Source organism: Paenibacillus sp. FSL H7-689 (assembly GCF_000517905.1).
GTDB lineage: Bacteria > Bacillota > Bacilli > Paenibacillales > Paenibacillaceae > Paenibacillus > Paenibacillus amylolyticus.
In genome coordinates this window covers 331,734-353,949 of record NZ_ASPU01000021.1, presented here as the reverse complement: position 1 = coordinate 353,949, position 22,216 = coordinate 331,734, and the positions used below count along the sequence as shown (strand labels likewise).

Genomic DNA, 22,216 nt, shown 5'->3' with positions numbered 1-22,216 from the left:
TAACTTGGTTAGCAACGAACGAACAACGGCGATTACCCTATCCGTTCCGCGGTCCGCTTCGATAGCAATCAAGGAGGTCGGTTATAATGAAGAGAAATCATACCATGATGCAGTTTTTTGAATGGCACCTGGCTGCAGACGGAGATCATTGGAAGCGACTGGCTGAAATGGCCCCGGAACTTAAAGCCAAAGGCATTGACTCGGTATGGGTGCCACCCGTAACCAAGGCAGTGTCAGCAGAAGATACAGGTTATGGTGTATATGATCTGTACGATCTGGGCGAATTTGATCAAAAGGGTACCGTACGGACCAAATATGGCACCAAGCAGGAACTGGTGGAGGCCATTGCCGAGTGTCAGAAGAACGGAATCGCCGTCTATGTGGATCTGGTCATGAATCACAAGGCCGGAGCAGATGAGACGGAAGTTTTTAAAGTGATTGAGGTTGATCCCAATGATCGAACGAAGGAAATTTCTGAGCCGTTTGAGATTGAGGGCTGGACCAAATTCACATTCCCGGGTCGCGGGGATCAATACTCCTCTTTTAAATGGAACTCTGAACACTTCAACGGCACGGACTTTGATGCCAAGGGAGAACGAACAGGTGTATTCCGCATCGCAGGAGAGAATAAAAAATGGAATGAGAATGTCGATGATGAGTTTGGTAACTATGACTATCTGATGTTCGCCAATATAGATTATAACCACCCGGATGTTCGGCGCGAGATGATTGATTGGGGGAAATGGCTGATCGATACCCTCCAGTGTGGTGGGTTCCGGCTGGATGCGATTAAGCATATCAACCATGAATTCATTAAGGAATTCGCAGCAGAGATGATCCGCAAACGCGGTCAGGATTTCTACATCGTAGGCGAGTTCTGGAATTCAAACCTGGATGCATGTCGTGAATTCCTCGATACGGTAGACTATCAGATCGACCTGTTTGACGTGTCTCTTCACTACAAGTTGCATGAGGCTTCGCTTGCAGGCAGAGACTTTGATCTCTCCAAAATTTTTGATGATACCTTGGTTCAGACACATCCTACCCATGCGGTAACTTTTGTAGATAACCATGACTCCCAACCTCATGAAGCGTTGGAATCATGGATTGGAGACTGGTTTAAGCCAAGCGCCTATGCGTTGACGCTATTACGTCGCGATGGTTATCCGGTTGTATTTTACGGGGATTATTATGGCATTGGTGGTCCTGAACCTGTGGATGGCAAAAAAGAAATTCTGGACATTCTGCTGTCTGCCCGTTGCAACAAAGCGTATGGAGAGCAGGAAGATTACTTCGATCACGCCAATACGATTGGCTGGGTACGTCGTGGCGTAGAGGAAATCGAAGGTTCCGGTTGTGCAGTGGTCATCTCCAACGGGGATGACGGTGAGAAGAGGATGTTCATCGGAGAGCATCGTGCTGGTGAAGTCTGGGTGGATCTGACGAAGAGCTGTGATGATCAGATTACCATTGAGGAAGACGGCTGGGCCACCTTCCATGTGTGCGGTGGAGGCGTCTCGGTATGGGTTCTTCCTGAACAGAATGAGGACTGCGCTGACGCTGAGTAACGGCATGTGCCAGGCAGGATAAGAAAAGGTACACCGACCGCATAAAAACAGTAAATAGATAGATCGTTAAACCATCTGAACAGGAGAGCGAGTATACCTGTGTCCAGGTGGTTTTTTGCATTTATCTAGGTACAACTAAAACTCCATCCTAACGAACCGAGGGCACCTTATTTGCACTGAATTAGCGTTATTGGAATTCTAACGAATCTCAGTAACCTTATTACTCTCAAAAACGATTGAAATAGCGCCAATTGGAGCAACATCACCAGATTAACGCGTCTGAGATTCGTTAGAATACTGGTAACTCGGATTTCAGCCGAATAAGGCTTCTCAGATTCGTTAGCTTAACGCGGGTTGAGGCTCGCCGCCATAGGCAAACGAATGACTGCTACAAGTAAAAACATGAAATGAGAAAGAAACACTTCGGTCCCACATCTTAATACATGGTACAATAATCCAAATATGGAGTATTAGAAAACATAATGAGAGAACGTAATAAGCGATATTTTTTGCAGAAGATGGAGAAGAGGAGGGATGGCATGAGCCCCAAAAGAGAGATGAACCGTTTCTTCCCGTTGGTCATGTACCTATGTGTAATAGCCGTGTGTCTGGGGGCTTGCAGTTTGGGACCAAACCAGGGGCCAGCGGGTGAACCGAAGCGAACCGATGAGTATACGTTGAATTCGGAGCGAAGAGATTTGAATGAGCGGGTTACGAAGAACCTTGAGTCTTTTCAGACGAACTCGCCAGATGATTATAATTTGACAGCAACGGTGGATGTGAGTCATGAATCCGGAGTTGATCGGATTACTTATGAGATTTTGGTGAATGAGGCTCGGGTGCCCATGGTTAATGTCATTCAGTCCTTCACCCTCGATCCCAACATGATAAATCGAATAGATGCTGGAGAATTATTTCATTCCAATGTGAGCAATACACACGAGATTAGTTTAGAGTCTGACAAGGAACCGCTTGGATTGAGTTTGAGCAGAAGTTACGTCTTGAAGCCCAAGGCGGAGATCGACAGCAATATCCTCCAGTGTTATGCAGATATGTATATCAAAATTTCCTATGGCCCAAATGATCAGCGAACGGAAGATTATTTTCACATCCATGCCGAGCCCTCTCCGAGGACAATTGAGCATATGAAGTCATGGGAGAAAGAAAAATAGGAAAAAGCAACGCCCACCAGTTCCGTATGAGGAATCTGAGTAGACGCTGCCGGTTATCTATTTGAGATAGTAAGGTTATTACTTTTCAAAATACTGATTCATCGTATCCCACATTCGATTGAACTCACTTCGTTCCATTGAAAATGCTCCAGGCTTCTCAGGTTTATGATGAGAAGTTGGCTCAAAGTTTAAGTATTCATGGTGTGTAGTACACTCATAGTTTTTGCTGTTAATGAGGAATTCAATTCTGTCCTTAAAGGGTCTTTCCAGTAATTTAACCACCATGATGTCTCCACTACTGGTGCTTCTTGCAGGAGAATATATCAGAAAGTAACCTTGTTCAATTCGATATTCCATAGCAATGACCTCCATTAGAATATAGGTCCAAATACGATAATATCCGATGCCCTCTCTCCGTACCTACTCCAGTTCAAATGATTCCAACGTGCCAACCATCCGCAGATTATGCTCGCGGTTGAACTGATCCCGTCTGTCCGCATCCGCGTACTCATCATGATAATGCATCAGTACGGTTTTCTGTCTCACTTCCGCGGGTAACTGCTCCAGATCTTTCAATGAAGTATGGGATTTGATGACCAGATCGTGCATATGGCATTCATGGAAAATCAGCTGCACATCAGCGGCAACTTGCTCCACACGTTCCTGGTCGAGTGTACTGTCAGCACTGTAATAGAAGTAAGGCTTGGCGAGTAGCCCATTGCTGACCATACCGGGAACATGCTGTGTCCGAAACGTCTCAAACGTCACGCCGCCCAGTTCGAATGTGCCTCCATCTGGCAGGGGAACGACATCGTAGTAATCGCTCATGGTACGTTCACCATCCGTTGTGTAGCGCATGCCGGGGGATAGAATGTTCCAGAGCGGATCTACCAATTGTTCGTGTATGAACAGACGGGGTTTGCGGTCGCCTACGATCTGTGCGTAATAACCCAGCATCTGTACACCATTAATATGATCTTCATGTAGATGCGTAATGAACACGTTGTGGATATCGGTCATGGCGAATCCATATTCCTTGAGTGCTTTAGCATTTGATTCTGGAAAATCAATGACCAGATGCGTGTCTCCGAATTCAGCCAACATACTATTGTGGTGCTGCTCCACGCTGAACATATCTCCAGTGCCGAGAAAAGTGATTTTCAATTCATTTCATCTCCTTGTGTGATCTTCAGATCAGCATCCTTGCGTTAAATCCAGTATACCTTGTTCCCGAATATATGCCTAAATCAACCTTTTTTGATAACGCTATCATTTTATATTGAACTTTGATGATAAACAGTGTAGCGTAAAGATGGGAAGTGAACCCATATGAACGTAAACTCACCTAAAGGGAGCGTGCGAGGCGAATGAAATCTTTTCTGGATGAACAATTTTTGCTGCACAATGAAACGGCGATCAAGTTATATGAGGATTATGCCAAAGACATGCCGATTATTGATTATCATTGCCACCTCAGTCCTCAGGAGATCTACGAGAACAAAACCTTTGGCAATCTTACAGAGGCTTGGTTATACGGTGATCACTATAAGTGGCGGCTCATGCGCGCAAACGGAATTGAAGAGCAATATGTGACCGGCGGCGAGGGAGTAACCGATTACGATCGTTTCATGGCTTATGCCAAAACGGTACCGATGATGATTGGTAATCCGCTGTACGCCTGGTCTCATCTGGAATTACAGCGATATTTCGGCGTCTACGAAGTATTGAATGAGACAAGCGCACCGGCCATCTGGGAAAAAGTAAATGCCAAACTGAACAGTGACGGATTCGGTGCACGCGATCTGATTACCAAATCCAATGTCACTGTTGTGTGCACAACCGATGATCCAACGGATTCTCTGGAGTATCATCTGAAAATTCAGGAAATCGAAGGCTTTGATACGGCGGTATTACCTTCTTTCCGCCCGGATAAAGGCTTGGAATTGAACCGGGATACCTTCGTGGAATGGGTGGGCAAGCTGTCGCAGGCATCTGGCACTGCCATTTCAGATTATGAATCCTTCCTTGCTGCGCTGGAGTCACGTGTGGAATTTTTCCATTCCGTCGGCGGCAGAGTCTCTGACCATGCACTTGATTATGTTCCTTACGGCGTGGCTACACGCGAAGAAGCAGCTGCCATCTTTGCAAAGGTACTTGCGGGTCAGAAGGTAACTCGTGAGGAAGAGGACAAGTACAAGACGGTAACGCTGACGTTCCTTGGCAAACTGTATGCAGATCGGGGCTGGGTGATGCAGTTCCACATTAATGCAGCCCGTAACAACAACACACGGATGTTTGCCAAACTTGGGCCGGATACTGGTTACGATGCCGTGAATGATACGCCGCTTTCCGCAGCGATGATTGGATTGCTCGACGCTTTGGAGCAACAACAAGCACTGCCCAAAACGATTCTGTATTCTCTGAATCCAAGGGACAACGAAGTGCTCGCGGCGATCATCGGCAGCTTCCAGGGCGGGGGTATTCCGGGCAAAATCCAGCTTGGTGCAGCCTGGTGGTTTAACGATACGAAGGATGGCATGTTAGCCCAGATGAAAGCCCTGGCGAATGTAGGTCTGCTCAGCCGATTTGTCGGCATGCTAACCGATTCACGCAGCTTCCTGTCCTACACCCGGCATGAGTATTTCCGTCGTCTCGTCTGCAACCTCATCGGTGAATGGGCCGAACAAGGGGAGGCACCGCAGGATATGGAGTTGCTCGGTCAGATCGTACAGGGTATTGCCTACAACAATGCAAAAGAGTATTTCCCGTTTGCCTCAGTGCCTAAAACAGTCTCTGCTTCACAGTCCTGATGAGTAACAAACGCACCTAATCATGCAATTTATGCAATAAGAAGATTCTTTTGTGTCTACTTTTCAATCGTAATAAAATGCTCCCCTTCCTTACCTCCGGGCCATCATCCACCGGAGTAATGAACGGGAGTTTCTTTATAAGTTGAATTCATGGAATTGTACATAATAACTATAGTGGGCTCCAATGGAGGCCATATGACAAAACCCATAATCAAGCGCGTGTATGCTCTTGGTTATGGGTTTATGTTGGTTATTTTTAGATGTTTGACAATGGCTTCTTGCGATAATATACTTAGTACACCTAATTAATTGTGCATCTATTTAATTGTATTGCTATTTAATAGATGTCCTATGATGTTGGATGTCTATGGAATGATAAAGAAAGAAGGAGGGACCCATTATGACTGGTATAGATCCGGTCGCTCAGAAGCTTTTGTACTCCATTATGCAGTTTAATAAAGGCAAATGGAGGCAACATAAACCTCATGGGCGCAATCACAATGAAATTATGGTGCTGGGTTGTTTACTCCACGGGATGCATCCGGGAGAACAATTGAACTGGCAGGACAATCCGCCTGATTTCAATGACACGATCGAATCCAATCACCCCGGGATGAAAGTCTCGGAAATCAGCGCATTGCTACGAGTGAAGTCACCGACCATTACACCTGTTATTCGTGGCCTTGAAGATGAGGGGCTGGTCAAACGGACGATGGACCCGGAGGATCGCCGTGCTGTCCGCATCACGATTACTGAAGCAGGTCGTGAAATTATTCGGGCTGCTCACCAAGAACGCATGGAAATATTCAATAAGTTAGTTGAGCATTTGGGTGAGCAAGACAGTACTCAGCTGGCTGAGTTGTTGACAAAGGTATACACCTTTTTTGATACATTAACTTCCTTGCAAAAGGATGATTCGACAAGAGGAGATGATAAGCCATGATGAAACTGTTTAGCATGCTGAAGCCATACCGAATTCCGATTATTTTTATTCTGGTTTTGGTACTGTTTCAGTCGCTTGCTGAATTGTACTTGCCCACGTTAATGGCAGATATTGTGAATTACGGCATCATTAAAGGGGATATCCCGTATATCTGGCAGATTGGTGGATGGATGTTGGTCATCGCGATTGGCGGAACAGCGTGTTCGGTGATCGCCAGTTACCTCTCATCTCGAACAGCGGGTGGATTTGCCAAACAACTGCGTAGCAGAGTATTCCGCCATGTGGAGAACTTCTCGCTCCAGGAGTTCGATAAGATGGGTACTGCTTCATTGATTACGCGTACGACGAATGACATCACGCAGGTACAGAATGTACTTACAATGATGCTGCGCATGATGATTATGGCTCCGCTCATGTGTATCGGGGGTATCTTCATGGCGGTATCTCAGGACGCCAAATTATCTACGATTTTCCTGGTCGTGCTTCCGGTACTCGGTGGAGCTATTGCGCTGATTGGTGCCAAGGGTTTACCTTTGTTCAAAACCATTCAGAAAAAGCTGGACCGACTCAACCTGGTGCTGCGTGAGCAGTTAACAGGGATTCGGGTTGTTCGTTCCTTTAACCGTGGGGAGCATGAGAAGGTGCGCTTTAACGGGGCCAATACAGAACTGAGAGATTCATCGATCAAAGTTAATGTGCTCATGGCGACCATCATGCCTGTGATGATGCTGGTTATGAACTTTTCGATGATTGCCATCCTTTATTTTGGTGGAATGCGGATCGACACTGGTAATATGAACATCGGTGCATTGATTGCCTTCATCCAATATGCAATGCAGATCATGTTCTCACTTATTATGGTTTCGATGATCTTTGTCATGATTCCAAGAGCTTCAGCATCGGCAGAACGGATCAACGAAGTACTTGATATGCAGCCGGATCTTAGCAATCCCGAGCAGCCTCGTGGTATGAAATCCATGCAGGGTATGATTGAGTTTGACAATGTAACTTTCCGTTATCCGGGAGCAGAGAATCCAGCTTTGTCCGATATCTCCTTCACAGCTCGCTCAGGTGAGACAACAGCCATCATTGGCGGTACGGGTTCTGGGAAATCGACATTGCTCAGTCTTATTCCACGATTCTATGATGTGACCGAAGGCAGTGTTCGGGTCAATGGTACGGATGTGCGTGAAATTCGGCAGGAAGATCTGCGTGCCAAAATTGGCTTTGTACCACAAAAGGCAGTCCTCTTTACGGGTACGATTACGGAGAATATCCGTCACGGGAAAGACGATGCCACAATGGATGAAGTTGTTCATGCGGCCCGTACAGCTCAGGCGGAGAACTTCATTACCGAGATGAAAGAGGGATATGACAGCCTTATCGCTCAAGGTGGTAACAACGTATCTGGTGGACAAAAGCAACGTCTGTCCATCGCTCGCGCACTTGTTCGCCGTCCGGAAGTTTATATCTTTGATGACAGTTTCTCTGCTCTCGATTTCAAAACGGATGCTAAACTTCGTGCTGCGCTGAAGTCCGAAACGACAGAAGCGGCTGTGCTGATTGTTGCGCAACGCGTAAGTACAGTAATGGATGCTGATCGCATTCTGGTTATGGATGAGGGCCGAATTGTCGGTTCAGGAACACATAAAGAGCTGCTGGAGCACAATGAAGTGTATCGCGAGATTGTATCCTCCCAGCTGACAGAGGAGGAGATCGCATGAGTGAACGTACAGAACGTAAGTCGCCTCGTCCCCATGGTGGGCCGGGTCCAGGTCCCGGAATGGGCATGCGACCTCCCGCTGAGAAAGCAAAAGATTTCAAAGGCACACTGCGTCGCTTGATTCGTTATCTCCAGCCCCATAGTTCTCGTCTGCTAGGTGTGCTGGTTGCAGCCATTTTGAGTACCGTATTCAGCATCATCAGTCCAAAAGTTATGGCCGAAGGAACGGATATTCTCAGTAAAGGTGCCATTGCCATCCTTCAGGGTGTACAGGGAGCCGGGATTGATTTTCCTGCATTGATGAAAGTGTTATACCTGCTTGGCGGACTCTATCTATTCAGTGCTGCATTTATGTATGTTCAGCAATACCTGATGGCCGGTGTGGCCCAACGTGTTGTGTATGACATGCGTGAGCAGATCAGTGCGAAGGTTGGACGTCTTCCTTTGAAATATTTTGACTCCCGCACAACTGGGGAGACACTTAGCCGTGCCACGAATGACGTGGACAATATCAGTAATACACTTCAGCAAAGTTTGGCACAGTTCATTACGTCCATCGTCACAATTGTCGGCGTAATTATCATGATGCTGACGATTAGTCCATGGATGACGCTGATCACGATTTTGACGTTGCCACTCAGTGTAGTTGTTGTCATGCTGGTCGCTTCCCGTTCGCAAAAACACTTTGCCGGTCAACAGAAATCCCTTGGGGAACTGAATGGTCATGTCGAAGAGATGTACACGGGACACAAGGTCGTCAAAGCATTTGGACGCGAAGAACAATCCGTACAGCAATTTGAGAAGGTCAATGAAGAATTGTATGAATCTGGCTGGAAAGCCCAGTTTATCTCCGGTATTATTATGCCGCTCATGAGTTTTGTGGGTAACTTGGGTTATGTACTGATCTGTGTGGTCGGTGGGATCTTCGTTACACGTGGTTCTATCTCCATCGGGGATATTCTGGCCTTCACACAATATTCCCGTCAATTTACACAACCGATTAACCAGATTGCGAATATCTCGAATATTATTCAATCAACGATTGCTTCGGCGGAACGTGTATTCGAGTTGTTGGATGAAGAGGAAGAAGTTCCGGAGTCCAAACAACCCGTGCAATTACAGCAGCCTAAAGGTGCGGTTGCATTCCAAGGTGTTAATTTTGGATATAAAGAAAATGAACTGCTCATTCATAACATGAATATTGATGTAAAACCGGGACAGACGGTAGCCATTGTTGGACCAACGGGAGCCGGTAAAACAACCCTGATCAACCTGTTAATGCGTTTCTACGAAATTCAGGATGGTCGGATTACGATTGACGGTGCAGACATTAAGGACATGGAGCGTGGTAAGTTGCGCAGTCTGTTCGGCATGGTGCTTCAGGATACCTGGTTGTTCAACGGAACGATTCGGGACAACATCGCCTATGGTCGAGAAGGTTCTACGGAAGAGGATGTAATCAAGGCAGCCGTTGCGGCACATGCGGATCACTTTATCCGTACACTGCCTGATGGTTATGATACGGTGCTGAATGAAGAGGCGTCGAACATCTCTCAAGGGCAGAAACAGTTGCTGACCATTGCAAGAGCGATTCTGGCGAACCCGGCCATCCTCATTCTGGATGAAGCGACGAGTAGCGTGGATACACGGACCGAAGTATTTATCCAGAAAGCAATGAATGATCTGATGAAGGATCGCACGAGCTTTGTCATTGCACACCGTTTGTCTACCATTCGCGGCGCCGATCTGATCCTGGTTATGGATCATGGTAACGTGATTGAACAGGGTAATCATGATGAATTGATGGCAAGTCAGGGCTTCTACGCCGATCTGTACAATAGTCAGTTTGCGGAGCAACAACCGCAGGCGATCTGATTACACTGTAACTAACTAGAATAGCCGGGAGCACTCTTAGGGGTGCTTCCGGCTATTTGTCGTGTATCCAGAGGAGTCGATTCTAATGTGGAGCAGATTGGATCCGTTTGGATACGATGGATCTATAAGATATGAAGGAACGTTGGCATAGTAATTGGGGTTGTGGTGCTCGTCAGCCTTTCAGTTGTTTGCGTGAGATGCAGACAGGATGAGGGTTCATCCTTCGTCCATGCTAACGAATCGTAGACACCTTATATGGAGGATTATCAAGCACTCCCAATTCTAACGAACTTGAGACATGTTATTTCTCTGATAAGCAACACAAAGCGGTAAAAGAAACTGCAGAATGCGGAAATAAAGTGTCTATGATTCGTTAGAACGCCGGTATTGTGGAATTGTGCCTATTAGAGTGTGCTGAGTTCGTTAAAATATTCTAATAAACCTTAGTCATAATTGTCTTACATATGCCATGCGTGCAAAAATAAAAACGGGACGAAGCGGTGTAACTACACTGCTTTGTCCCGTTTATTTATATTTTGAATTCATTGTACATCAATCTAGATACAAGCATACGAGCATAAGCTCACCGAGTGGGACATCCAGATTAGTCATGAGATACTTTGTATGCCTCTGTTTGAACAGGGCATGACCCGCATTTTACTGATCCTTAGAATCGTTCGCAGGTTCATCAGTGTCATTGCTAGAGACCGACCTTACTTCTGCCTTCACGTCGTCGCTGTTGGCTTCCTCCAGCGCAGACGGAGCGGGTTCACCCGGGATTAATTCGCGCTGCTCAATCATGCGTTTCACAACCTCATAACAGTCATCCACATGTTTGTTACCCACATAGCGCATGGCTGTGAAGCTGAGTGCGGCAGCCAATCCCTGTCCTGCAAAGGGGACAAATTTGGCGACGGATTTGGTGGCTACGCGTACGCCGACTCTTTTCAGAACCTGTACCACCAATTCCTTGGTGATCATACGACCAATGACTTTGCTTCCGATGGACATCACGAATCCATAGATCATGGATTTGGTCTCGGGGTCCATGCCGTCCAACTGTTTTTGTGATAATCCGAATTTATTGTTAATGGCAGGCAACAGCTGCATCAGCATCCCCACATCAGCCAGTACGTCTGTACCGGGCAGCGGAACGAGTGTTGTACCGGCAGAAGCGGTAGCTCTTTTGCGAACCATGGTACGGCATTCCTTGCGAACTTGCTCCAATTGTTCCAACGTTGCCGGAATCATAGGGAATCCCTCCATTCGTATATGGTATAGATATAACCGTTTTGACTCAATTTGAATGGGTTCTCACCAGCAAAATTTGCAACCTTATGACATTAAGGTGCCGAGAAACCCTTTTTCTCATGCATACATCTGGTTAAACAAGGAAATGGTTTATGGATAAACGGGCCATCTAGCTATTACGAATGAATGAGGATTAGGATGCATACCTGATTGGGAAACCTATTTGGAATCATGATGTGTACTTAGCGAAGGGCTTGTTTACGGCTTCAACCTTTGTGGGTAAAGGTTTACAAGCATTGGAATGGAGGAAGAGGGATGGAGTTTAACAAAGCGTTGTTAATTCATCATCATCATTCGGGCAAGGCCAATCGTGAGAATACAGTGGGCCTTGTGGCTGGTGTGCTGGCTCCTGCTGTTCATGAACTCGTCATTGTACGCACGGATGAACCGGGTGAGGGAGAGATGCTGTGTCGTGAACGCGGGGAGCAATTCGATGTGGTCTTCATCCTGGGTGGGGATGGCACGGTGCATGAATGCGTGAATGGACTGGCTGATCTGCAACATCCTCCGTTGATTGGTATATTGCCTGGAGGCACCTGTAATGACTTTGCGCGTTCGCTCGGGATTTCACCGGATGCAGAGATTGCGGCACAAGAAATGCTGGCAGGTCGGGTGGTATCTATTGATGTTGGACGAGCTAATGATCGGGTGTTCACGAACTTTTTTGGCATTGGCTTGATCAGTGATGCATCGCAGAATATTAACGAGAATCTGAAAGGCGCGCTGGGGAAGCTCAGTTATTTTATCAGCACTTTACAGACAATTAGTCATACAGAGCCGTTTCGTTACCAACTGGAGGCGGATGGGAAAGAGATGGAAGGCGAAGCGGTGATGATCTATGCAGCCAATGGCCGTTTTCTGGGAACAAATGCATTGCCCTTTGCACCGGATGCGTTGCAGGATGGCGAACTGGACGTGCTCATTATTCATGAGACAGGCATTCCGCTGCTACGAGAGATTCTGTCGCACAAGCCAGAGGGAGAATGGCAACCTCAGAGTGAGAGTATTTCATACTTCAAGGCATCTACGTTAAAAGTGAAGACGGATGCGCCGATGTCAGCTGACACGGACGGCGAATTGTATATGGAGACACCCGCCGAGCTGTCGGTGCTGACGGGTCATCTGAAGTTTCTAACCGGGGAGGTTTATTAGATCCCCCGGTTTTTTAGTTTGATTTTAGTTGATCGAAAACTTAAACATTCCCTGGCTGATCTCTCATATCACGTTGCCTGAACTCATCCTCAAGCATGCTCATCTGAATGGCATCATGGTATTGATGATTGTAGAACAAGACATCCCGCTTCACACCCTCGCGCTGGAATCCAAGCTTCTCATACGTGCGAATGGCTCGCTCGTTGAAGGCGTACACCTCAAGCTCGATTCGATGCAGGTTACAGATTCCGAAGCCGTAGTCCAGCATAAGTAGCAACGCCTCGCTACCGTAACCTTTTCCTTGATGTTCCGACTGATCGATGGCAACCCGGATATGTGCACTGCGATTCTTGGCATGCATGTCCATCAGGACGACATCTCCGATGATCTGGTCATTTTCCTGTAAAGCAATAAGTAGCATGAGTCTGGTGTCATCTTGTGCAGCGCTCTCAACATAACGTTCGACCTGAGCGCGTGTGAAACTGTTCTGTGTTCCCGTCAGCCTACGCATCTCGGCGTCAAACAGACCGGGGAAGTATGCATCCACATCTGTAATCTCGAAGGGACGCAGATATATGCGCGACGTTTCTAGCAGACGTGGGATACGTGGGGAAGGTTTTGAATGTGACATTAGTTGTTCCTCCTATAGGTTCAAGGCGGGACTGATCGAGATGGCCCTGCCTCTTAAAGTTGGCGTTACACATTGATGATGACATGAGTATATCCCAATACTGTATACTTCCAAATATACAGTTTTAATTAATTTTGCAGGACAGATGAGGTGCATCATGATGATTACATTACCGAAGCTAGACGAGAACGATAGTGCGCCAATCTATGTACAGCTCTCGGATCATATCAAAAGGGAAATCATTCACGGGGATTGGGCTGAACATAGCCGATTGCCTTCGGTGCGAAAACTTGCCGAGATGCTTGGAATAAGCACTACTCCGGTGGAATGGGCCTATCAGCAATTGATCGCCGAAGGATATATATACAGTCAGCCACGTCGTGGCTATCATGTTCGTGCCATGGTGGACAGCGATCATGCCATGCAGATTGGGCAAACAGATAAACAGACAGCCGGACAAGCTCCCGTGGCCCAAAAGACGTGGTCAGACCATCAGGCAATACGCCCTGCCCGAGCAGTTCAATATGATTTTCATATGTCACGCAATGATTTCAGCCTGTTTCCAATTGCCAAGTGGCACCAATATGTTAATCGAATCTGGCGGGAAGAAGCGAAGGAGTTGTTGTTCTATGGAGACCCTCAGGGAGAATGGGGACTACGATGTGAGATTGCTGTCTATCTTGCGCAGTTCAGGGGAGTCAGCTGTTCTCCAGAGCAGATTGTTGTGGGTGCTGAACAGCATCTGCTAATGTCTCTATTAGCACAGACCCTTCTTCACAAAGGAGAATCAACGCATTCCATCGGTGTAGAGAATCCTGGATACCGACTGTTACCTGGTACATTCCACAATTATGGTTATCGGGTTGTCCCGATCTCTCTGGATCCTGATGGCATAAACTTAACGGAGCTGGAACAGGCCGGGGTAAAATTGGCGGGTGTGTCACCCTCTCACCAATTTCCACTAGGTATGACCATGCCGATCACTCGCAGATTGGCGTTGCTCGAATGGGCGGAACGAACAAAGGCATACATTATCGAGGATGATTACGATGGAGAGTTCCGGTATCATGGAAGACCAATCCCATCAATGCAGGGGCTACGCGAGAGAAGTCGCGTATTCTATATGGGTGGTTTCTCGCAGGTGCTCGCACCTGCTCTTTGTATCCATTACATGGTGCTTCCGAGAGAATTAATGGATGATTTTCGCGAAATGTATAAGAATGTTCTATTCGAGCAATCAGCCTCCCGACTCCATCAGCGAACATTGGAGATGTTCATGCGTGAAGGAGAACTGGGCAAGCATATCCGTAAAATGCGTAATGTCTACAAACGAAAGCATGACCTGATCGTTCAGGCCATTCAGATGCATTTTGGAGATCGGGTTGAAATAAGGGGTCAACATTCCGGATTCCATCTGGTATTGCGAATGGTAACCAAACAGTCAGCCACAGAATTGGTAACCGCAGCGATAGAGGCAGGGATACAGATCAGTTCAACGGAATATTTGTGGGCGAACGGGAGCAGACCAGCAGACGGCAAAAGAGAGTTCATTATCGGTTTTGCCGGAATAGAGCTGGAACGCATTGACCCGGGTATTGCCGCATTGGCTAGAATCTGGAGCTAGCATCAGTTCCGTTTAACCGCTCCATCCAGAAACAGCGCCACCAGTTCCTGCGCAAGTTCCTCGATGCTGCCGCCATTCATGTTGCGTACATCTTCGCGGTTCGCGAGCATCAGCAGTGACGTAAATGCATGGGCAAGCAGCATAGGGTTCCCGACCCGCAAATAACCATTATCCATCTCCTTCTGAAAATGGGTAGCTAGTACTTCGAATATGCGAACCTCTGCTTCCCGAATCTGAGCGAGCTGCTCCGTGTCCAGATGTTTCTCGGCTTCTCGCATCATGGTCTCCGTTTCAATATGGGAATGCTGCATCTTGGCTTCGGCAACCTTAACCAGTCGTTCTTGCAACGTACCAGGTTCATCCAGACGGAGCGAAGTCTGCTGCATGCCCATCGCCATCATGCGGGTGATGGCAACGGTGAACAGGTCGGCTTTGCTGGTGAAATGATAATAGATTGATGCTTTGGTCACATTACATAACGAAGCGATCTGCTGGAGAGAGACGGGTTCATACCCGTATTCCATAAACAGACGTGACGCGGTCATCAATATGTTTGATTGCACAGATGCTTGATCCACACCAGTTTTGGGTCTACCCGGTGAACGGGGAATGTTTGTTTTTTTGCTCATAAGTACATACCTCTTTACGTATTTAATTGCTTGTTAGAAGTGTTCACAAAATTAGGCATTGAAAAATTAACCTTCCGGTATATATAATTAACTCGATTATACTATGACCCGTGGTTCATTACTACACCATCATATATATTAGGGCTTCATAGAAACAGAATAGGGAGATGAAGAGACAATGCAGGAAGGTTCGGGTTACGGCCGCTGGGTTGCCGGCAAACGAAGCAAATGGATTACGCTGTTGGTATGGATCATTATCGCCGTTGTGCTTGGCATGGTATGGCCTGCTGTAGGTGATCGTGAAACCAATAACGCACAGGATCTGAGTGAATCTAAACCATCGGTTCAGGCAGCTGCACTTGCCGAGAAGGAATTCCCTGGTGGTGAAGGATTGCCCGCGCTGATCGTATGGCGTCAAGCCGGCGGTCTAACGGATGAGCAGATTGAGAACATTCAGGCATTAACGGAGCGACTGGATCAAGATCCGGTAGAACAACAACAGTCCGTTGTGCCACTCTATCAATTGCCACCACAGGCATTGAAAGGCCAGCTTTCGGAAGACGGAAGTACTTTGGTTATGCCACTTTTCTTCAATGAAGGTGCCGATTCAGAACAATTGAAGGAAGCTATTGAAGCACTTGAGCAAAAAACACAAGACATCTTCGGGGCAAATCCGTTCGATGTAGCCATAGATGATACCAATACACTGATTGCCCGTGTGACAGGGCCAGTAGGGATATCCATTGATGCGAGCGGGCTATTCTCCTCCGCCGATGTATCCTTGCTGATCGCTACGGTTGTACTGGTATTAGTACTGTTGCTGTTGATCTACCGCTCGCCTGTACTGGCAATTATCCCGATTATTGCGGTTGGATTCGCGTATATGGTGACAAGCCCCATACTCGGATTCATGGCAGATCAGGGCTGGATCACGGTGGACGCACAATCGATCTCGATCATGACCGTATTGTTATTTGGAGCAGGAACGGATTACTGCCTGTTCATGATCTCCAGATACCGCCAGATTCTCTATCATGAGCCGGACAAAAAGAAAGCCATTTTCCAGGCAATTACCGGATCATCTGGCGCCATTGCCATGAGTGGATTCACGGTCGTTGCAGCACTACTGGTACTGTTGCTGGCTGAATACGGTGCATATCATCGCTTTGCCGTACCATTCAGTCTGTCCATCTTTATCATGTTTATTGCAAGTCTGACACTGGTTCCGGCGCTTCTGGCGATCTTCGGTCGGGGTTCATTCTATCCGTTCGTACCACGTACACATGAGATGGAAGTGGAGCGTGCGAAGAAAAAAGGCAAACCGGCTCCTGCCCCGCGCAAAGTGAAGGAAAGCTGGATTGGCCGTGTTGTAGTAACAAAGCCATGGACCGTTCTTGCAATTACGTTGGTATTGCTGGGAGGACTGGCGGCATTCTCTACTCAGGTTAAATTCACGTATGATCTGTTGTCTTCCTTCCCGGAGGATGTGCCTTCCCGCGAAGGTTTCACCGTCATCGGTGAACAATTCTCCCAAGGTGAGCTGGCTCCAGTCAAAGTGATCGTTGATGCCGAAGGCAAAGAAACTGATCTGAAGCAACGTCTCGAATCGCTGGATTACATTAGCAAAGTAGGCGATGCTCAGCAGGGTGCCGAGAATGCCAACATTACCGCCTTTGATGTGGAATTTAATCTGAATCCATATTCCATGGAGGCGATGCAGCATATTCCAGATCTGCGAGCTACTGCGGAACACGCGCTTCAAGACGCTGGTGTAGCTAATGTGGACAGTCAGGTCTGGATCGATGGTCAGACGGCTGAACAGTATGACATTGAAGTAACCGGAGAACGGGATGCCAAGATCATTATTCCCGTGGTCATCGGCATGATTACTTTGTTATTACTATTATACCTGCGTTCAGTTGTAGCTACGGCGTATCTGATTGCAACGGTTGTTCTGTCGTATTTCTCTGCACTGGGTTTGGGTTGGATCATCATTCACTACGGACTTGGCGCAGATGCCATTCAGGGAGCGATTCCGCTGTATTCCTTTGTATTCCTCGTGGCACTGGGTGAAGACTACAACATCTTCATGATCTCTAGCATCTGGCAGAAACGCAAAACGATGCCGCTTCGTCAAGCGATCAGAGAAGGTGTTGGCGAGACAAGCTCTGTTATTACATCTGCAGGTCTGATCTTGGCAGGAACGTTTGCGGTACTTGCTACATTGCCAATTCAGGTGTTGGTGCAGTTTGGTATAATCACAGCCGTTGGTGTGATGTTGGATACCTTCCTGGTTCGTCCGTTCATGGTACCGGCGATCACCGCATTGCTGGGTAAATGGGCCTTCTGGCCAGGAAAGTATGTGCCAATTGCAGAGAAGAATGAAGAGAAAGAGAAACAGAACCAGTCCATGTAATGCATGGAATGGGTGAGATGGACGGCGGGGCTTCAAGCCTGCTGTCCATTTCTTTGTTTTCCGAACGATGATGACCTCTACCAGTTGTCCTCCTGAGATGGAATGGTGGAACTGTAAAATATCCGCAGGATGAGGCGTGATCCTTGTTTTCTTTGTATGGGGAAGGTTTACGTAACCAAGGGTTATGGGACATAATAGAGAGAGCGTCGGCCTTGGGCAGACGGATGATCAACATCAATGGGACAACCAGGGGAAGGATGAAAGCAAGCATGACGAACCAACTTAATGTGTATTTTAACCATGACGGCGGCGTGGATGACCTCGTATCGCTGTTCATGCTTCTGCAAATGGACAATGTACATGTAACCGGCGTATCGGTTATTCCGGCAGACGGATATCTGGAGCCAGCAACAGATGCCAGCCGTAAAATTATCGATCGTTTCGGTACATATTCCGTAGAGGTATCCAAATCCAACTCCAGAGGGAAAAATCCATTTCCTGCGGCGTGGAGACTGCATTCCTTCTATGTAGATGCACTTCCTGTACTGAACGAGTCCGGCAAAATGGAAGCACCACTTTCTGCCGTTCCTGCACACCAGCATCTAATCGAGAAAGTGCGCAATACCGAAGGCAAAACGTTGCTCCTGTTCACAGGCCCACTGACTGACCTTGCGCGTGCACTGGACGAAGCACCAGACATTGAAGAGAAAATCGACAAGCTGGTATGGATGGGCGGTACATTTGAGCGTGGTAACGTAGAAGAACCTGAGCATGATGGCACAGCAGAGTGGAACGTATTCTGGGACCCGGAAGCGGCTTACCGTGTATGGCAGAGTGGTATCCAGATCGATCTGGTTGCACTGGAAAGCACGAACAAAGTACCTCTGACTCCAGCCGTTCGTAACCGCTGGGCAGCAGAGCGTCGCTTCGAAGGCGTTGACTTCTTGGGTAACTGTTACGCAGGTTGTCCGCCACTGGTGTACAGTGAGACGAATTCCACATACTATCTGTGGGATGTGCTGACAACGGCTTCCGTTGGACGCGAGGACATCGTGAAGAAAAAAACCGTAAACTGTATTGTCATCCCGGATGGTCCTAGCCAAGGCCGCACGGTGGAGCAAGCAGACGGACGTCCAGTACAACTGGTGTATGATACCGATCCGGAAGCGTTCTTTACGTATATGACGGATTTGGGTAAAAAAGCTGCTCCGCAGCGCTACTAATTCAGGCAGCCGTAAGGCTTGCCAACATTAAAGGTACAACAAAAATAAAGCCGCAGGCAGTGGTCTGGGTATGGGGTTGAACCCCATGATCCCTTCCCTGCCGTGCGGCTTTTTGTTTTGTGCTGATTTATATAGTAATCTAGCTGCCCGCTATATTTTAAATCGACCAATCAATCCGTTCAGCTCACTGGACAATACCCGCAGAGATTCGGCGGATGCACTCATCTCATCCATGGATTGCAGCTGGCTACCGGTAGCGTGCGATACCTTCTGGATACTTGAAGAGGATTCACGCGAGATATGCTCCATGTCCTCCACGGAAGCGGACACTTCTTCTGCACTGGCAGACAGCTGCTCAGATGCTGCGGATACTTCGTGCAGACGTTCATTCATCGTCTCAATCCCGGTATGAATGGATGTGAATGAACGGCCTGCCTCCTGAACAACAACGAGACCGGATTGGACTGCTGATGTGCTGGCAGACATATGTTCTGACAACAGGGCAGTCTGGCGTGTCATCTCGGCGATCAGTTCGGTTACATGCTGGGACGATTGCTCTGATTCCCCCGCAAGCTTGCGAACCTCTGAGGCAACCACTGCAAACCCGCTGCCATACTCTCCTGCACGAGCTGCTTCAATACTTGCATTAAGTGCGAGCAGATTGGTCTGTGAAGCGATACCTTTCATCAGATGTGCCACCGACTCAATTTTACCTGAGTACTGCTCCAGCTGAGAGGTGGAGGCCACCATCTGCACATTCGCTTGATGAATTTTGTCCATACTGTCCATCGCCGTGTTGATGTTGGCCTGACCTTGCACCGCGTTATTGGTCGTTTCCTGTGATACATCCGCGACTATAGAAGAAGAATTCGCAATATGCTGCATGCTGCGTGTGATCTCTTCCATGGCTACCGTAACTTCGCCAGCACGAGCCACCTGTTCAGCAGCTCCACTGGCCGTATGATTGGTATGCTCGGCAATGCGCTGGCTGGCTTCGGCAGTTGCCTGCGAATGTTTGGATACTCCTTCTGCAGCTTGTAGCAGAGAGTCGGAGCTTTGACGGATGCCCGTTATGACATCACGGGTACCTGTAACCAGATGTTTGAACTCGGAAGCGAGCTGTCCCACCTCGTCCTTGCGACTAAGTTCAACGTTGACGGTCAGATCGCCTTTTCCTACCTGGGTAATTAACTTCTTCAACTTCACCAATGGTCGGGTCAAGTAATGGGCGAATCCATACACCAGCAAGACACTCAGCAGAACAATAGCCAAGGCTGTCCAGATCATGGTCATACGGTTGCGGGACATCAGTTCATAGACCGCAGTGGAATCCAGATCCGCACCGACCAATCCTAGTACTTTCCCGTCAGCCCCATGGATCGGCACATATGCTGTAATGGTAGCGCCATATTCATCCTGTGTGAGTTCGCCCCGAATAGGCTCATTCTGTTCAAAAGCTTGTAGCATTCCTTCATAATGGGTCTCTTCTGCGGAACCGTAAGGGGAGAAGTCATCCTCTGCCACATCGGCAGCTGCCCCATCCACAACGTAGAAATATGTATTTGTTCCATTTTCTTCGCGTGTACCAAGGGTATACAGATACTTGAGTCCATTGGCCTCGCGCAACTGACTGAGCTGCTCACGCAATATGCCGTAATACGCTGTCTCGTCCTGTCCGGTACTGAGTGGTGCATACAGAGAGGTGTCAATTAATGCAGCTGCCCGTTCACCCACAGCCTGTGCCTGCATCCCCATGGATTGCTCGACCAGTTGGGCCGATGAACGGTACATGGTAATGCCAAGAACCGCACCCGCGGCTAGCATCAGACAGGAAAAAAATAAAAAGATCCTCATAAACAAACTGTTCATTGGTAAAAGTGTTCCCCCTTGATCTGTTGAATCAATCTTCTCTTTGTCTCTTTACTTGGTGTTTGTCGTTTTTCTTTGGTTCGTATGTATTGTATATCAAATATACAGTTTTCTACTTGAAATATCGGCATCCGGTCCATAAAGAATTAGCTCCCGAGTCAATTTGATCCGGGAGCTGGTTTTGTTTCAATCCTATATTGACCATGCTCATCATTGGAACAAACCTCATTGTCACTACATAGAGGGGCTTCACATGACTGGGTGATTACGTCATTACATCGTTCCGCCGCCCTGGCGAACAGAGGCAGGAATCTTTTCAGGTCCCTGATTAATATATTTATTGATAAAAGTACCTACTTTGGCATCGTCGAATTGGTCGAGCTTCATCGTTTTGGTCCATGCCGTCACCACGACTTCACTGCCTTCGGGAATATCCTTGTTGGGTACAGCCAGAATACCTGCTCCGGCTTCGCGGAATTTGGCGAGGTATTTCAGATGTTCCTTCAAATCCTCGCTGGCGTTCTCACGATAATAGATGATGATGTCCCCGTGCTCCAGATTGTGTACCAGATAATTATAGCCCGGGAAGTCGGTGTAAAATCCAAACTTGATATCATGCGGATTATGCGGTCCCGATGTTGGAATTGTCATCTCATACTGAATGGGGTCCTCCGTATGGTTTGCCCCGTAATATTTATCGTCCGTCACGTCGATTGTCGCGTTGGACTTCAGATCGGCTACATTATATGTTTTACCTGCCCCTTGCATGAAGAACAGACCAAACGTAATAATCGATACAGCCATCATTACATGTGCAGCCAGCCGAAGGGATCGACTTTTTTTTGGATGTCCGCCCGCTCTTTCTTTTTCATGTGGCCCAGGATTTTTCCCTGTGTGCGTGATGCCCAGATATAGGTGGCGATGGAGAACAGCAATACAATTACACCTACGATGAGCCACAGGTAGGATGTACCTGCCTCGTGCTCCATTTGCATATGATTCATATGAGTCATGTCCATAGAGAGTTCCTCTGCTTTCTTTGTAAAATGAGTGATTAATACACTACATAATGTAGTGTTGGTGGCAGTGGTGAATCCACTCATTACGTAACGGGAGTTGCTAGTTCCGTGTTTGTTACGTAAATAAGAACATACCTGTTGCACTACACATTATAGTGTATGATACATGCTCGGCGCAACGCTGCCATAGAAAACCTAAAAAAGGCCTTCCCGGCATGAGCAAGGAAGGCCTTAATACAAATCTAATGAGA

General features: G+C 47.5%; 18 protein-coding genes. 10 read left to right on the top strand and 8 right to left on the bottom strand.

From position 1 onward, the window contains the following. The first annotated feature begins 86 nt into the window (after nucleotides 1-86). Nucleotides 87-1,568 carry an alpha-amylase gene (locus tag C170_RS18935; protein ID WP_036612919.1) on the top strand — a complete coding sequence of 494 codons (1,482 nt, stop codon included), beginning with the start codon at nucleotides 87-89 and terminating at the stop codon, nucleotides 1,566-1,568. A 539-nt stretch (nucleotides 1,569-2,107) separates the two neighbouring features. After that, complete coding sequence (locus C170_RS18930; RefSeq protein WP_036612917.1) at nucleotides 2,108-2,740, top strand: hypothetical protein; 633 nt, start codon at nucleotides 2,108-2,110, stop codon at nucleotides 2,738-2,740. A 78-nt stretch (nucleotides 2,741-2,818) separates the two neighbouring features. On the opposite strand, the gene C170_RS18925 is transcribed toward C170_RS18930, so the two are convergent. After that, on the bottom strand, nucleotides 2,819-3,097 hold the full coding sequence (locus tag C170_RS18925) for a hypothetical protein (RefSeq protein ID WP_036612914.1): 279 nt from the start codon (nucleotides 3,095-3,097) through the stop codon (nucleotides 2,819-2,821). Between the two features lie 63 nt (nucleotides 3,098-3,160). Further along, a complete protein-coding gene (locus C170_RS18920; protein ID WP_036612911.1) occupies nucleotides 3,161-3,904 on the bottom strand; it encodes an MBL fold metallo-hydrolase in 744 nt (247 codons plus the stop codon). Between the two features lie 203 nt (nucleotides 3,905-4,107). Between C170_RS18920 and uxaC the strand changes: the two genes are divergently transcribed. The 4 genes from uxaC to C170_RS18900 all read left to right on the top strand — a co-directional run bounded on the left by uxaC (nucleotide 4,108) and on the right by C170_RS18900 (nucleotide 10,091). Then, entirely contained in the window at nucleotides 4,108-5,550 is a 1,443-nt protein-coding gene (gene uxaC, locus C170_RS18915) for a glucuronate isomerase (protein WP_036612908.1), read from the top strand. 400 nt (nucleotides 5,551-5,950) lie between these two features. After that, nucleotides 5,951-6,493: a MarR family winged helix-turn-helix transcriptional regulator gene (locus C170_RS18910; protein WP_036612904.1), complete on the top strand. Its 543-nt coding sequence runs from the start codon at nucleotides 5,951-5,953 to the stop codon at nucleotides 6,491-6,493. Beyond that, complete coding sequence (locus C170_RS18905) at nucleotides 6,490-8,217, top strand: ABC transporter ATP-binding protein (RefSeq protein ID WP_036612901.1); 1,728 nt, start codon at nucleotides 6,490-6,492, stop codon at nucleotides 8,215-8,217. Before C170_RS18910 ends, C170_RS18905 begins: the two co-directional genes overlap by 4 nt. Further along, entirely contained in the window at nucleotides 8,214-10,091 is a 1,878-nt protein-coding gene (locus C170_RS18900; protein WP_036612899.1) for an ABC transporter ATP-binding protein, read from the top strand. Before C170_RS18905 ends, C170_RS18900 begins: the two co-directional genes overlap by 4 nt. 657 nt (nucleotides 10,092-10,748) lie before the next feature. Here the strand turns inward: C170_RS18900 and C170_RS18895 are convergent. After that, nucleotides 10,749-11,342: a hypothetical protein gene (locus tag C170_RS18895; RefSeq protein WP_036612896.1), complete on the bottom strand. Its 594-nt coding sequence runs from the start codon at nucleotides 11,340-11,342 to the stop codon at nucleotides 10,749-10,751. A 315-nt stretch (nucleotides 11,343-11,657) separates the two neighbouring features. Between C170_RS18895 and C170_RS18890 the strand changes: the two genes are divergently transcribed. Then, nucleotides 11,658-12,554: a diacylglycerol/lipid kinase family protein gene (locus tag C170_RS18890; RefSeq protein WP_036612894.1), complete on the top strand. Its 897-nt coding sequence runs from the start codon at nucleotides 11,658-11,660 to the stop codon at nucleotides 12,552-12,554. A 40-nt stretch (nucleotides 12,555-12,594) separates the two neighbouring features. Here C170_RS18890 and C170_RS18885 read toward each other — a convergent pair whose 3' ends face one another. Next, nucleotides 12,595-13,185: a GNAT family N-acetyltransferase gene (locus tag C170_RS18885; protein ID WP_036612892.1), complete on the bottom strand. Its 591-nt coding sequence runs from the start codon at nucleotides 13,183-13,185 to the stop codon at nucleotides 12,595-12,597. Nucleotides 13,186-13,342: 157 nt separating this feature from the next. Between C170_RS18885 and pdxR the strand changes: the two genes are divergently transcribed. Continuing rightward, nucleotides 13,343-14,809 (top strand): MocR-like pyridoxine biosynthesis transcription factor PdxR, encoded by a 1,467-nt coding sequence (gene pdxR / locus C170_RS18880; protein WP_327196647.1) that lies wholly within the window; start codon nucleotides 13,343-13,345, stop codon nucleotides 14,807-14,809. A 2-nt stretch (nucleotides 14,810-14,811) separates the two neighbouring features. Here pdxR and C170_RS18875 read toward each other — a convergent pair whose 3' ends face one another. After that, nucleotides 14,812-15,438 carry a TetR/AcrR family transcriptional regulator gene (locus tag C170_RS18875; protein WP_036612891.1) on the bottom strand — a complete coding sequence of 209 codons (627 nt, stop codon included), beginning with the start codon at nucleotides 15,436-15,438 and terminating at the stop codon, nucleotides 14,812-14,814. Between the two features lie 178 nt (nucleotides 15,439-15,616). Here C170_RS18875 and C170_RS18870 point away from each other — a divergent pair, with 178 nt between their 5' ends. Both C170_RS18870 and C170_RS18865 read left to right on the top strand, forming a co-directional pair. After that, complete coding sequence (locus C170_RS18870) at nucleotides 15,617-17,854, top strand: MMPL family transporter (RefSeq protein ID WP_036612887.1); 2,238 nt, start codon at nucleotides 15,617-15,619, stop codon at nucleotides 17,852-17,854. Nucleotides 17,855-18,123: 269 nt separating this feature from the next. After that, nucleotides 18,124-19,077, top strand: a complete 954-nt coding sequence (locus C170_RS18865) for a nucleoside hydrolase (protein ID WP_017691781.1) — start codon at nucleotides 18,124-18,126, stop codon at nucleotides 19,075-19,077. A gap of 150 nt (nucleotides 19,078-19,227) precedes the next feature. On the opposite strand, the gene C170_RS18860 is transcribed toward C170_RS18865, so the two are convergent. From C170_RS18860 to C170_RS18850, 3 genes are all read right to left on the bottom strand, one after another. Further along, nucleotides 19,228-20,946: a methyl-accepting chemotaxis protein gene (locus tag C170_RS18860; RefSeq protein ID WP_036612885.1), complete on the bottom strand. Its 1,719-nt coding sequence runs from the start codon at nucleotides 20,944-20,946 to the stop codon at nucleotides 19,228-19,230. Nucleotides 20,947-21,219: 273 nt separating this feature from the next. Continuing rightward, on the bottom strand, nucleotides 21,220-21,753 hold the full coding sequence (locus C170_RS30175) for a DUF3105 domain-containing protein (RefSeq protein WP_051447286.1): 534 nt from the start codon (nucleotides 21,751-21,753) through the stop codon (nucleotides 21,220-21,222). Further along, on the bottom strand, nucleotides 21,753-21,965 hold the full coding sequence (locus C170_RS18850; RefSeq protein WP_036612882.1) for a hypothetical protein: 213 nt from the start codon (nucleotides 21,963-21,965) through the stop codon (nucleotides 21,753-21,755). The genes C170_RS30175 and C170_RS18850 overlap by 1 nt, the downstream gene beginning before the upstream one ends. Between the last annotated feature and the right edge of the window lie 251 nt (nucleotides 21,966-22,216).